At 42.7% G+C, this 13,625-nt stretch carries 13 protein-coding genes; 10 read left to right on the top strand and 3 right to left on the bottom strand.

From position 1 onward, the window contains the following. Positions 1 to 96: 96 nt before the first annotated feature. The 3 genes from F0145_RS09930 (at position 97) to F0145_RS09920 (ending at position 2,288) form a co-directional block, all read left to right on the top strand. Positions 97 to 1,128 (top strand): hypothetical protein, encoded by a 1,032-nt coding sequence (locus F0145_RS09930; RefSeq protein ID WP_150088259.1) that lies wholly within the window; start codon positions 97 to 99, stop codon positions 1,126 to 1,128. Positions 1,129 to 1,404: 276 nt separating this feature from the next. After that, positions 1,405 to 2,013, top strand: a complete 609-nt coding sequence (gene pncA, locus F0145_RS09925) for a bifunctional nicotinamidase/pyrazinamidase (protein WP_150088258.1) — start codon at positions 1,405 to 1,407, stop codon at positions 2,011 to 2,013. A 35-nt stretch (positions 2,014 to 2,048) separates the two neighbouring features. Beyond that, entirely contained in the window at positions 2,049 to 2,288 is a 240-nt protein-coding gene (locus F0145_RS09920; RefSeq protein WP_150088257.1) for a hypothetical protein, read from the top strand. Between the two features lie 106 nt (positions 2,289 to 2,394). Here the strand turns inward: F0145_RS09920 and F0145_RS09915 are convergent, their stop codons facing one another. Continuing rightward, a complete protein-coding gene (locus F0145_RS09915) occupies positions 2,395 to 2,862 on the bottom strand; it encodes a hypothetical protein (protein WP_150088256.1) in 468 nt (155 codons plus the stop codon). A 392-nt stretch (positions 2,863 to 3,254) separates the two neighbouring features. Here F0145_RS09915 and lysS point away from each other — a divergent pair, with 392 nt between their 5' ends. Then, positions 3,255 to 4,778, top strand: a complete 1,524-nt coding sequence (lysS, locus tag F0145_RS09910; protein ID WP_150088255.1) for a lysine--tRNA ligase — start codon at positions 3,255 to 3,257, stop codon at positions 4,776 to 4,778. A 175-nt stretch (positions 4,779 to 4,953) separates the two neighbouring features. On the opposite strand, the gene F0145_RS26830 is transcribed toward lysS, so the two are convergent. Both F0145_RS26830 and F0145_RS09900 read right to left on the bottom strand, forming a co-directional pair. After that, entirely contained in the window at positions 4,954 to 5,385 is a 432-nt protein-coding gene (locus tag F0145_RS26830; protein WP_150088254.1) for a YtxH domain-containing protein, read from the bottom strand. Between the two features lie 191 nt (positions 5,386 to 5,576). Continuing rightward, the gene (locus tag F0145_RS09900; protein WP_150088253.1) at positions 5,577 to 5,978 is read right to left on the bottom strand and encodes a CsbD family protein; all 402 of its coding nucleotides are present in this window, start codon (positions 5,976 to 5,978) and stop codon (positions 5,577 to 5,579) included. 452 nt (positions 5,979 to 6,430) lie between these two features. Between F0145_RS09900 and F0145_RS09895 the strand changes: the two genes are divergently transcribed. The 6 genes from F0145_RS09895 to F0145_RS09870 all read left to right on the top strand — a co-directional run bounded on the left by F0145_RS09895 (position 6,431) and on the right by F0145_RS09870 (position 13,616). After that, positions 6,431 to 6,646 carry a Kazal-type serine protease inhibitor domain-containing protein gene (locus F0145_RS09895; RefSeq protein WP_150088252.1) on the top strand — a complete coding sequence of 72 codons (216 nt, stop codon included), beginning with the start codon at positions 6,431 to 6,433 and terminating at the stop codon, positions 6,644 to 6,646. A 30-nt stretch (positions 6,647 to 6,676) separates the two neighbouring features. Continuing rightward, a complete protein-coding gene (locus F0145_RS09890; protein ID WP_150088251.1) occupies positions 6,677 to 7,048 on the top strand; it encodes a cupin domain-containing protein in 372 nt (123 codons plus the stop codon). 403 nt (positions 7,049 to 7,451) lie between these two features. After that, positions 7,452 to 7,919: a GbsR/MarR family transcriptional regulator gene (locus F0145_RS09885; RefSeq protein ID WP_223815943.1), complete on the top strand. Its 468-nt coding sequence runs from the start codon at positions 7,452 to 7,454 to the stop codon at positions 7,917 to 7,919. Between the two features lie 68 nt (positions 7,920 to 7,987). Then, on the top strand, positions 7,988 to 9,340 hold the full coding sequence (locus F0145_RS09880) for a TolC family protein (protein WP_223815941.1): 1,353 nt from the start codon (positions 7,988 to 7,990) through the stop codon (positions 9,338 to 9,340). Between the two features lie 13 nt (positions 9,341 to 9,353). Next, positions 9,354 to 10,403, top strand: coding sequence for an efflux RND transporter periplasmic adaptor subunit (locus tag F0145_RS09875; protein WP_150088249.1), 1,050 nt, complete (start codon positions 9,354 to 9,356; stop codon positions 10,401 to 10,403). 39 nt (positions 10,404 to 10,442) lie between these two features. Beyond that, entirely contained in the window at positions 10,443 to 13,616 is a 3,174-nt protein-coding gene (locus F0145_RS09870) for an efflux RND transporter permease subunit (protein WP_150088248.1), read from the top strand. Positions 13,617 to 13,625 lie beyond the last annotated feature (9 nt).

The raw sequence follows: 13,625 nt of genomic DNA, 5'->3' as shown, positions 1-13,625 counted from the left end.
TTAAAATGTTGTTTTACAGCCTATTTATTTTTATTTTTAGTACGAAATACTAAATATATTTGCAACTAAACCCTACCTATATTTTGTTTCTTTAATATGAAAAAGGTGACAAACGAAAACGTAATTCCGCTCTTTGCCCAAGAGCAAATAAAGCCAGAAGAAACCTGGCGCAAGTCTATTCCGGCTCAGGTATTTCTGAATTACTTCTTTGCAATTAATTACCATATTCAGCATACCGATGACAACAGTTTAGAAAATCTTACTTTCTTCCGGGAGCATCACGCCAACCTAGATGAAAAGGATTTGGAAGCTGTCGGCAAAATATTGCTAACTAGTTGGAGTACCGAATATGCCTTGCGGGCTACGGCAGAGTTGGGCAGCGAAGATTATTTGCGTCATGCTTTGCACTGGACTTTCCCGCAGGCTTACTATACCATTTTTGCCGGTTTGCAGGCTTTTCTGTATACCCTGAATATTAAAACCAATAGTGCCGAACTAATTAGCCGGGAAGTAGGACGCTTGGTGGTACGCAATGCTTATCCGCGAGCGGTTGGGTATTATGCGGCCGGGCCTTACCCTGATTTTACAATGCACCGGTTACCGTTGGCCGGCTATAAACCTACGCTGCAAATTCCGGAAAAGGGAATAGATGCTCAGGCGCAGATTGGCCAGTTCTTACGCACTACACGAAAGCTGCGGGCGCAGACGATCCGGAACCAGGTGCAAAACAATAGCCAAACGGCTTTGCGAAGCCCCAAAACAGGCAAAGTATTAGAGAAGTGGAACACCCAGCATTGGAGTCAGATAACCTGGCGGATGGGCTATACGACCTTATTCGACTTACTTAGCCGCTTACGTATCTCGTCGAGCCACAAAGAAATTGACCGGTTTGTAGAAGCCGACATTGACTTTAAATTATTCCACGAATCGTTGTTAGATATTGTAAGTTATCTGAATGGCATACATGAGAGCTACGTGGCGCAAGCTATTGGCCTGGAAAAATATCAGCGAATTGTGGAAGAGCTGCCTGTACACCTGCATAATAGCTTTGTGACTGCCCGCTTGCAAGATACCATTGAACCAATATTTGGCGAAGGTAAATCTTACCAGTTAAGCACAGCAGCTTAAATATATTTTCTTTCTATTGTTCTAAGCATCGTTTTCACTTAAGAAAACGATGCTTTTTTATTTTATACGCCTGCCTACTCTTGCCTTACCGGCTAATCCTTTTACTATTATTTCCGTTCTAAAATTACCTGCAGTATAACCGCTCATTCAAACGCTAACTAAAGGCTTTGCTGCATAATAATCAGGCGCAATAAATAGATTACCACATAGGTTAAATTTAGAAGTAACTTAGCACAACTTTCTTCCTGGAAACACAAAATATTACCTTAAAAGAGCATGAGAGCTTTATTGCTTATAGATATTCAAAACGATTTTATTCCGGGTGGCGCTTTGGCGGTGCCCGAAGGTGATTTAGTAGTGCCCCTGGCTAATCAGTTGCAACCGCTTTTTGATGTGGTGGTGGCTACCCAAGATTGGCACCCGCCCCACCACAAGAGCTTTGCTTCTAACCATGCGGGTAAAACAGTATTCGAAAAAATAGACTTAAATGGCCTGGAACAAGTGTTGTGGCCCGACCATTGTGTGCACGGTACCGCCGGCGCTAACTTTTTCGAAGTCCTGAACCTAAACAAAGTAGAAGCTATTTTCCGGAAAGGAACTGATTCCGAAATAGATAGTTACAGCGGCTTTTTCGATAATGGCCACCGGAAAACTACGGCCCTGGCCGATTATCTGCGCGGCAAACAAGTAAGCCAGGTGTATATTATGGGTTTAGCCGGCGATTATTGCGTTTACTATACTGCTAAAGATGCACTGGCTTTAGAATTTCAAACTTTTCTGATTGAAGATGGTATTAAATCTATTAATCCAGACGAATTTGAAAAGGCTAAAAGCGATATATTAAACTTAGGTGGCCAGGTAATTCACAGCCAATCTTTATTATAGATCATTACTCAGAGATAAGAAGTTTGGGTAATTCCATGAAAGATTTTGAAGCCGTCAAGGCCAATTTATTATCCGAATTAGATATGGCAATCAGGCAGAATCCAGAAGATAAAATTATTATTACGCTTAGGAATATTATCAGGAAGATAAATTCTCCTTCAGCCTTAGACGGAGGCTTAACAAGAATTGTGGTTGATAGTTTAGATTTTAAACTCAAAGTAGGAGAAAGAATAGTTACGTTCGAAAATTCCTTCTTAATAAAACCAATGTACTAAGCTACCCAAATTGTAAAGCCCCTATAAACAAAAAGACTACGAATATGCAATGATATTCATAGCCTCTTAGTCTCTCTCGTCGTGGTATAGAAAAGGAAAGCTACTTTTACTGACTGTTAAATTCTTCTATTTGTACGCCTTTAGCCCCGGATAGTACCAGCGCTTCGGTTACTGCTTCTTTTATGCTGTTCAGGATATGTTCGTGGCCCTGAAAAAGATTTAAAATATAATCCGGTACTTCTTCCCCTTCGGCGGCGGCCTGCATAGCACCGGCCTGTACTATCATGTAACACATGGCCTTTATTTTAGCGTCCCGTACTTTAACCAAAGGGCTGTTAAATTTTATCAGGCCATTCCGGAGGTGTTTTTGCACCAATTCTTCTTCTGATATTTGCTGCTGTGCCAGTTTAATTAACTGCTGGTAACTCTTTGCGTGCAAAAACTCTTTCAGCATAGGCTCCAACATTTTTTGCACCCGCGGCTCACTTATATGGTGGGCGTAAGTAATAATATTAAATAGCCACTTAAGCGTTCCATCATGTTCTTCAAAAACCAGCGTTACCTCGCACTTCATCCAAATTCCAGGGGTGTTTACACAATAAACGTGAACTGCCGGAAAAAGGTATAATTTTAAATATTTCTATCTAATATAATGTTTTTTAGCCTTACAAACCAGTTATTTAGCCTGTTTATTTTTCTTCACTAATTAAAATACCGCAGCAATACGCAATTAAAATCACGCTAATCAGATAAATCACATTAATTGGCGTCCTCCGTAAACGCCAGTATATATTAGGCACACGGCAGGTAAAATATTGGTTAATTTCTTTCATTTATATATTACATGCTGCGGTAATAAAATTCGGCTATAATGGTTCGGGTTAAGAGAAGTTACGCGAAAAGTTAGATTACTGGCAAAATATTTATGAAATTTGCGCTTCTCAAAAGAAATAAAAAATAATCCGCATGCAATTAAGCGAACAGGAAATACGCAGGCGCCACGAGCGCGAACAACTTCAGAGTAAAGGCATTAACCCCTACCCTTCGGAGTTGTTTCCCGTATCGGCCTTTGCCAAAGACATAAAAGAAAATTTTAAACCCGAATCTGGTGAATACCAGGATGTTTACCTGGCAGGGCGCCTCATGAGCCGCCGCATTATGGGTAAGGCCTCGTTTGCCGAGCTGATGGATAGCACCGGACGCATTCAAATATACGTTTCGCGCGACGATATTGCCCCCAGCGACGATAAAGCTTTGTACAACGAGGTATTTAAAAAAATGCTGGATATCGGCGATTTTATTGGTATCCGCGGCTATGCTTTTGTTACCCAGGTTGGCGAAATATCGGTACACGTTACGGAGCTTAAATTATTAACCAAATCGTTGCGGCCCTTGCCTATTGTAAAAGAAACCGTAGATGAGCAGGGCAACAAAACTACCTACGATGCCTTTACCGACCCCGAAATGCGTTACCGCCAGCGGTACGTAGATTTGGTGGTAAACCCGCAGGTGCGCGAAACTTTTATGAAGCGCACCCAGCTAACCAACTCCATGCGCCAGTTTTTAAATGCCAAAGGTTATTTAGAAGTTGAAACGCCTATTCTGCAGCCTTTATACGGTGGCGCGGCAGCCCGGCCGTTTAAAACGCACCACAATACCCTGGACATGACTTTGTACCTGCGGATTGCGAACGAACTGTACCTGAAGCGCCTGATTGTAGGGGGCTTTGACGGCGTGTACGAGTTTGCGAAAGATTTCCGGAACGAAGGCATGAGCCGTTTCCATAACCCCGAATTTACCCAGGTAGAACTATACGTAGCCTACAAAGATTATTACTGGATGATGGATTTGGTAGAAGAAATGGTAGAAAAAGTGGCCTTGGATTTACACGGCACCACCGAAGTGCAGGTAGGCGAAAACAAAATTAACTTTGCCCGCCCCTGGAAACGCTTTACCATGTTCGAAGCCATCGAGCATTTTACCAAAATAGATATTTCGGAGATGGACGAGCCTGAACTGCGCAATACCGCTGAAAAATTGGGCATCCGCCTCGATCCGAAAATTGGCAAAGGCAAAATTATTGACGAAATATTCGGTGAAATGTGCGAGCCACACCTTATTCAGCCCACATTTATTACCGATTATCCGGTAGAAATGTCGCCGCTGGCCAAGCGCCACCGCAGTAAAGAAGGCTTGGTTGAACGGTTTGAAGCAATCTGTAACGGCAAAGAAATTTGCAACGCCTTCTCGGAATTAAATGATCCCATAGACCAGCGCGCCCGTTTTGAAGAGCAACTGGAACTGGGCCGTCGCGGCGATACCGAAGCCATGGTGTTGGACGAAGACTTTTTACGGGCTTTAGAATACGGCATGCCGCCTACCGCCGGTTTAGGTATTGGCATCGACCGCCTGAGCATGATCATGACCAATTCCAACTCTATTCAGGATGTGCTGTTCTTTCCGCAAATGAAACCCGAAAGGCCAGAATAATAGTTGTAATTAATATCTGGCAATATTTTAGTAAACCTCACAGGCCCTAAAACCTGTGAGGTTTTATTTTTGCAGCAGCTTTATACAAATCAGCAAAGTTTAAATATCACCTTTATGAAAACAAAAGCGCTTCCTGGTAAAACCAGGAAGCGCTTTTGCTTTAAACTAAAATATTCTAGGCATCTTCGCCAACTTCCGGACCGGCACCCGTTGGGTTAGTTCCGCCGGCTGCTCTGCCGCCTCTTGGTGGGCCGCCTGCACTGGCATCAGAACCAGAAGCACCGGCTACACTACCAGATGCATTCGGGTTTGAACCAGTAGTGGTAGTACTGCCACCACCAGTAGCGCCTCCGGCTGCACTGCCACCGTTTTCAGCTTTACCACCTAAGCCCAGGCTGCCTAATAAAGCCCCGGTATCTAAACTGCTTAATTTGTTAATGTTTTCCTGAAAAGTTTTTTCCAGGTCTTTGCTTAATTTACCAGCATATTTCTTCAGATTATCTCTCGATACTGTGCCACTGTCGGGGGCCATTAATAAGCCTGCTACAATACCGGCACTAGCACCAGCTAATAATGCCAAAATAATTTTTCCGCTGTTGTCTTTCATAGTTGTAGATTTTGTTTTAATTTTTAAGGTTTCCTAAAAAAGGCCTGTTAATTTCTGCTTGCAGATATAACGGCATTAATTACATTAAGTTATAGCTATATCTTTAACTTATAGCTTTGGTTGCAAAGGTAAAAAGCTTTAGATAATATCATAACTAAATTGCAGTTATATCTCTAACAGAAAATATTGCCTTAAATTTCGGATATTAAGCGTCTGATTTCGGCTTTTGTTTTACCCAGCTTCGTTTCTAAACGGCCCACTAACTGGTCGGCCTGGCCTTCTGTATAAGTTAAGTCTTCATCGGTTAAGTCGCCGTACTGGCTTCTTAAACGGCCCTTAACTTCATCCCAGGAGCCTTGCATTTTTAAACTGCTGCCGGTGCCGGTAATATTTAAGTCTTCCAGCTTGCGCATATACTTCCGAGCTACTTGGTCCAGTTCATCGGTCCAGTCCTGCGCTTTACGCTTAATGCTGTCGCGGGTACCTTTACCTGCTTCGGGAGCCATTAGTAAACCCGCTATAATACCAGCACTTGCGCCTGCCAGCAAAGCCAACAAAACTTTGCCATTGTTGTCGTTTACATTACCTAACATTTGTTTCTTCTTTAAAGGTTAAATTCATTACGATGTATGCGTTTGCCTGTAAATACGCTTCTAATAAAAGAAAGGCATTCATATTTAGGCCACTGCAATAATTTTTTTATACGAAGGCAGGTAGTAATAGTTAAGTTAGTTACCTAAATTATATATATATCTGAATCTTTGCTACCGGAAAATCTTAGCTAGTTAAGGCTAGTGCTTTTAAATATTTAACCTTATGGCACGGCCTAAGCATTTAATAATTACCAAGGCGGCTTACTTAAGCAGAAAAGAAAAAATTAGTAAAAGGGCTGCTTTCTTATAAGAAATACTATTAAAAATTATTTAATTATAATTAGCTCTTACCTTACTATTTAGCTAAACATAATACCGCAATATTTAGTTAAATGCACAGCCTTTAGAAAATACCTTTTGCATCTGGTAAAAAAAACTGTAATAATTGGGGCATGAAGCATTATTTATATGGCTGCTTAAGTCTGTTGCTAATAACCTGTAAAGCGGCCCAACCCTTGTGTATAGATCCGGCAAAAATTAATTCCGAGGCTTTATGCACCATGCAGTACGACCCGGTTTGCGGTTGCAACAACCAAACTTACAGCAATGCGTGCCTGGCCGAAAATGCCGGAGTAATTTCTTTTACCAAAGGCGCCTGCCCAGAATAATTTGTTTTTTGCTTATACCCTTGTAAAAACATGACAGATAAAAAATACTTTAAACAAGTTAAACCGTTTCGGGTACCCACCACCGATGGCAAATTAATAGAAGAGCACTTGGGTTTAGCCACTACCCGCACCCCAGCCTATAGCATTGCCCACATGATAGCCCCACCGCATTGGTCGGAGCCACACCAGCAACCAGAGTTCGACGAAATAACCATTGTAATCCGGGGCCGGAAAATGGCCGAAGTAGACGGCGAAGAAATAATATTGCAAGCCGGCGAGACCTTACTGGTTAAAAGCGGAGCCCGCGTAAAATATTCTAACCCTTTCGACGAAGAAACAGAATATTGGTCGGTGTGCGTGCCGGCTTTCGATATTAATACCGTTAACCGCGAAGATGAATAAACTGCTGCCAGATTAATTCGGCTGCTTTGCTATAAACCAGAAGAGGCACATTTTAGAATGTGTCTCTTCTGGTTTTTAGTTATACCCACGTAAACAATATTTTTCAGGTGAATTTCTCAGCCTTAAAATATGGGTTTCTAGTAGCTGAAGCAATAAATAAATTATTTTGCAACCAACCAAATAGGCATTTACTTGCAGGTAATTTATACCTATTAAGTAAATATATCCCCCTTAAATTCCAGATAAAAACCTGATATACTTTTAGTTACCTTCTACACAAAGATTTATTATTTTTTTAGTTCATAAAATTATGAACTTAATGAACTCTATATTACCTTTGCAGCGTTAAAGAAGGGAAATACAATAAGCAAGAAAGATGATTTTTAGTTGTAAGCCCAAATTAGTGTTGACGGATAAGCAAAAAACATTAATCGAGAAAATTGGCATCAGTTATGAAAGCGAGGGTTTACAACCTGTGGCAGGGCGTATTCTTGGTCTTTTGTACGTCTCAGATAACCCACATCTTACTTTCGACGAAATAACTGAAGCCCTACAAATAAGTAAAAGTGCTACTAGTAATGGCATTAACCTGTTGCTGCAAATGCAACGCATCGAATATATAACCTTTTCTGGAGACAGAAGACGCTATTTTCGGTTAAAAGTATCTAACTGGCGCGAAGAATTTAAACATAAAATTGAAGTTATGGCTGGTTTTAATTCGCTTATGCGAGAAGTACTGGCATTACGCACCAAAGAAACCCCAGAATACAATGAACGCATTAAAGAATTAGCAGATTTCCTGGACTATGTTTTCCAGCAATTGCCTCTTTTATTGCAGCAATGGGATCAGGAAAAAACTCGAAAATCCTAATATTTTTTCTCTTTTTAGTTCTTTTAATTCTGAACTTATCATAAATAACTAAACCATTAATAATTACCGTGAACAAAAAACTTTTGTTGCTGGCCTTAACGCTTCTTTCTTTTTGGCCGGCCTTTTCGCAAAACGTGCCGCCAGCCGGCCAACTTACCTTACAGGAAGCAATTAAGTTTGCCCTGTCTAACAACGAGAATATTAAAAAAGCGGCTCTGGACGAGCAAAGCGCTGAATATAAAATAAAGGAAACGAAAGGTTCTGGCTTGCCCCAGGTAAGCGGAACTGGTCAGTTAAATACTTTTCCGGCTTTGGCTACCCAATTATTACCCGGCGAATTAGCCGGCCAGCCGGGTACGCTTATTCCGGTGCAGTTTGGTACTAAATACAATGTTTCGGGTGGCCTGGAACTGCAGCAATTACTTTTTAGTAAATCTTTTTTTGTGGGCCTGGAAGCAGCCAATACTACCCGCGAGTTGTATGCTTTGCGCAAGCAGTTAAGCGAAGAGCAAATTATTTACAACGTGGGCTCGGCGTATTTGCAGATGCTGCAAACAAAAGAGCAGTTTAATACCATTGATGCCAACACTAAACGGCTGGAACAACTGGAAAAAATATTAACCCTGCAATACAAAAACGATGTAGCTACCAAAGTACAGGTAAACCGGGTTACGGTTAGCAAAACCAACCTGGAAAATCAGCGCCAGACGCTTACGGCTGCTTATGATCAACAGAAGAATGCCCTGAAATTTTTCATGGGATTGCCCATGAACCAGGATATTCAGCTGGCGGACTCGGCTAACGTACTGGATGAAGCAGTACCGGTACAGGACGATGCCAACGCTATTTTAGCCGACCGCATTGACTTTAAATTGCTGACTACGCAGAAATCGCTATATAAATTAAATGTAAAGAATATTCAGTCGCGGTACTACCCATCGTTATCGGGCTTTGGCAATTTCAGCACCAACGCGCAACGCAACGAGTTTAACTTTTTTGATAACAGCCAGCCTTGGTTTAAAGCCGTTACCCTGGGAATCCGTTTAAATATTCCCATTTTCGATGGCTTCCAGCGCCGCAACCAGATGCGTCAGGCCCAGATAGAAGTAGATAAAGTAGACCAGGATATTCAGTTACTAACCCGCAATACCCAAATGGAACTGCTGAATGCCAATACCCAAATGAAAACCAGCTTATCGTCTATTCGGGCTCAGGAACGCAATGTGGAACTGGCACAGGAAGTTTACCGCAATACCAATGAATTGTACAAAGAAGGTTTATCGCCGCTGACTGAGTTACTAGATACCGAAGTTAGCTTACGCGAAGCCCAAACCAACCTAAACAATGAAAGATTAAAATACCAGTTAGCCCAGCTAACTTATTTACAAGCAAAAGGAAATTTAAGAACATTAATAAAGTAGTATAAAACTCAAAATGAAAAAGATTATTTATATCATCATTGCTGTAGCCATTATCGGATTTGGAGCTTACACGCTGGTAAATAATAAAAAAGAAATGGCCGCCGAAGCTGCTGTAGCCGAGATAAAAAGCGAAGCTATATCGGTGCAGGTAACGCAGCCCGCAATTGATAAACTAGACCGTTCTTTTATTGCCCAAGGTAATTTCGAACCTATCCAGACTTTGGCTCTAATGTCAGAGACTTCGGGCCAGGTGCAACGCGTGCTAAAACGCAAAGGCGACCGCGTAAGAGCCGGCGAATTGTTGTTGCAGGTAGAAGCCAATACCATGAGTGCCGATTTAGCTACGGCGCAAGCCAATTTCGAGAAAGCACAGCGCGACTTAGGCCGGTTCGAGAATTTAGCCGCCGGCGAAGCCATTACCAAACGGCAGTTAGAAGATGCCCGCTTAAATGTAAAAGTCACGCAAGCCCAGTTAGTAGCGGCTAAACAACGCGTAAACAAAACCCGCATTACCTCGCCTATTAACGGTGAGATTAATGAAATATACGTGGAAGTAGGTTCTTACCTGGGTATGGCTACCAAGCTGTACGATATTGTAAACGTAGACCGCCTGAAGCTGAATGTAAAAGTAGACGAAGCCCAGGTATTGCTGATTAAAAAAGGTGATAAAGTAAACGTGAAAGCCAATGCGGGAGCCGGCGAAGTACAAGGTACCGTAACCGCTATTGCTGCCCAAGCCGATAATTCTTTGAAATACGACGTGGAAATTGAAGTGAAAAACCCGGCTAATAACAGCCTGCGCGCTGGTATGTACGGTACCGCTTCTTTCGATATTGCCGATTCCCGCGATGCCCTTTTATTAGCCCGTGCAGCTTTAGTGGGTAGCGTACAAGACCCGGCCGTTTATGTGGTTGAAAATAACGTAGCCAAACTGAAGAAAATTAAAATCGGAAAAATTACCCAGGATAAAGTTGAAGTTCTGGAAGGCTTAACCGCCGGCGAAAAGGTTGTACAAAGCGGCCAGATTAACCTGCGCGATGGCTTAAAAGTGAGTATTCTGTAAGCTGGGTTTTAAACCCAATATCAAGAGAAATAAAACAAGATGAATATTACAAAAGTATCTATACAACGGTCTACCCTGGTGGTGGTAGTGTTTACCGTTCTAACCTTACTGGGGGTAGTGTCTTACAACTCGTTAAACTACGAGTTGCTGCCTAAGTTCAGCCCCCCGGTGCTTACCATTACGACCTTGTATCCGGGTGCTTCGCCTTCTGAGGTGGAGAACTCAGTAACAAAGGAAATTGAAGATGCGATTTCTTCCCTGGAAAACGTAGACAATATTAAAAGTACGTCGCAGGAAAGCTTCTCAATTATTGTTGTTAATTTAAAACAAGGTACCAACGTAGACTTAAGTTTACAGGATGCGCAGCGGAAAGTAAACGCCATGCTGGCCCGTTTGCCCGAAGATGCCGATGCCCCTGCCTTGGGAAAATTCGACTTTGACGATTTACCTATCATGAACCTGGGTGCTACGGCCAACATGCCCGCTACCGAATTCTTTGATTTGATTGATAAGCAGATTAAACCGCAGTTATCGCGGGCGCAAGGTGTTGCCCAGATTAAAGTACTAGGTGGTCAGGAACGTGAGATTAAAGTTAACATGAACGCCAATAAGCTGGAAGCATATGGTATTTCGGCGCTGCAGGTAATGCAAGCTATCCGTACTTCTAACTTAGACTTCCCGACCGGCGAAATAAAAGATGCGAATGGCCAAACCCAAATTCGTCTGGCTGGTAAATTCCAGTCTTTAAACCAATTGCAAAACCTGGTGGTTCGTCAGGATAACCGGGGCGTTGTGCGCTTAAGCGATTTAGCCGAGGTGCAGGATTCGCAAAAAGATATTGACGTATTAAACCGGGTAAATTCGAAACCTTCGGTAGGTATTACCATTCAGAAGCAATCGGATGCCAACGCCGTGGAAGTAAGTGAGCAAACCCGCGCTACATTAACTCAACTGGAAAAAACTTATGCGAATGTTGGCCTGAAATTTAATATTGCCAACGATACTTCCATCTTTACGCTAGAGGCTGCCGATTCCGTTATGCACGATTTGTTCCTGGCGGTAATATTAGTAGCCGTGGTAATGTTGTTGTTCCTGCACAGTTTACGGAACGCGATTATTGTAATGGTGTCTATTCCGGCCTCGTTGGTGGCTACCTTTATTGCCATTTATTTATTTGGTTTCTCCCTTAACCTGATGTCCTTGATGGCGATTTCGCTGGTAGTAGGTATCTTGGTGGATGATGCCATTGTGGTAATTGAAAATATTTACCGCCACATGGAAATGGGTAAAAAACCGGCGCAGGCGGCCTACGATGGTATCCGGGAAATTAGTGCTACCGTAACTTCTATTACTTTGGTAATTGTAGTAGTGTTTGTGCCGCTAGCGCTTTCAACTGGTCTGGTTTCGGATATTTTGCGGCAGTTTGCCGTGGTGGTAGCCGTTGCAACCTTAATCAGTTTGTTCGTAGCCTTTACTTTAATTCCGTTATTGGCCAGCCGTTTTTCTAAGTTAGAGCACGTATCAGACAAGAACTTATTTGGCCGTTTTATTCTGGCTTTTGAGCGCTTCTTAGACCGTGTAATCGATGGATTTACAGCAACGCTGAAATGGTCTTTTAATCATAAAATTATAGTAATAGTATTAACTGTAGCGGCTTTTATTGGTTCGGTAATGCTGATACCAGGCGGATTTATTGGTAGTGAATTTATTGGTAACGGTGACCGCGGTGAGGTTAACTTCCAGTTAGAATTACCTAAAAATGCCACGGTTGAACAAACCAATCAGGCTACGATGCAGTTTGAAAAATACTTAGGAAAATATCCTGAAGTAACCCGGGTATTTACTACGGTAGGTGCTACTGCTGCCTCGCAGCAAGGCCAGGGTACGGCTTATGAGTCGGAGGTGTTTGTGGCTTTGGTGCCGGTAGAAAAACGTGATTTCAGCACCGAGAAGTTTAGCCGATTAGTAAAGGCCGAAGTCGAAGGTCTGATTACCGGGGTTAAAGTTACGCCGGTTCCGGTTGGTATGGTGGGTAGTGCGCAAGCACCTATCCAGATTGTATTGTCTGGTCCGAACCTCGATACTTTACTTTCTTTCTCCCAACGCGTAATGAACGAAGTAGTGCAGGTGCCGGGTACTTCCGACGTAGAAACTTCGGTAGAAGGTGGTAACCCCGAAATTGAAGTGCAGGTAGACCGCGACAAAATGGCGAGCCTGGGCTTAACCCTGGAAAGCGTGGGTGCCGGTATGCAGATTGCTTTTAGTGGTAACACCGATGCCGAATACCGCGAAGGAACCAACAACTACGATATTAACATCCGCTTAGATGAATTCGACCGCCGTAACGTAACGGATATTGCGAATTTATCATTCGTAAATAATACCGGACAAACCATTCGTTTAGGACAGTTTGCTGATATTAAACAATCATCGGGCCCATCTAAACTAGAGCGTACCAACCGGGTAACTTCCGTTAACGTAAATTCGCAGGTAGTGGGTCGTCCGTCTGGTTCGGTAGGTGCCGAGATTCAGCAGCGGTTGGCGGCTATTAAAATGCCGCAGGGCGTAGGTATTACGTACGAAGGTAACCTGAAAAACCAGTCCGAAGGTTTTGGTACATTGGGAGTTGCTTTATTAGCCTCTATTATTTTCATGTACCTGATTATGGTGGGCTTGTACGACAGTTATGTGTATCCGTTTGTGGTATTGTTCTCTATTCCGCTGGCGATTATCGGGGCCTTATTAGCTTTGGCTTTGTCATCCGAAACCCTGAGTATCTTCTCTATCCTGGGTATTATTATGATGATTGGTCTGGTAGCGAAGAACGCGATTATGGTGGTTGACTTTACGAACAAGTTGAAATCGGAAGGTGTTTACGTTAAAGATGCCTTAGTAGAAGCCATCCGGATTCGTTTCCGTCCGATTTTGATGACCACGCTGGCGATGGTGATTGGTATGTTGCCGATTGCATTAGCCGGTGGGGCCGTAGCTGCTTCTAAAAATGGTTTGGCCTGGGCCTTGATTGGTGGTTTAAGTTCTTCTATGTTCTTAACCCTGATTGTAGTGCCTATTATTTATTACCTCTTCGACCGCGTATTGGCCAAGTTTGGTTTAGATAAGAGCACCAAAATTGAGCTAGAAGAGAAAACCATGGAAGAACTGGAGCACGAAACTGCTATGCTGGAAGAACAAAAAATGGCCCATAGTTATTAAGCCATTCCG

This window comes from Adhaeribacter rhizoryzae, assembly GCF_008629685.1.
Classification (GTDB): domain Bacteria; phylum Bacteroidota; class Bacteroidia; order Cytophagales; family Hymenobacteraceae; genus Adhaeribacter; species Adhaeribacter rhizoryzae.
Note: the sequence above shows the minus strand (reverse complement) of the source record. Positions and strands in the feature narration are given on the sequence as shown.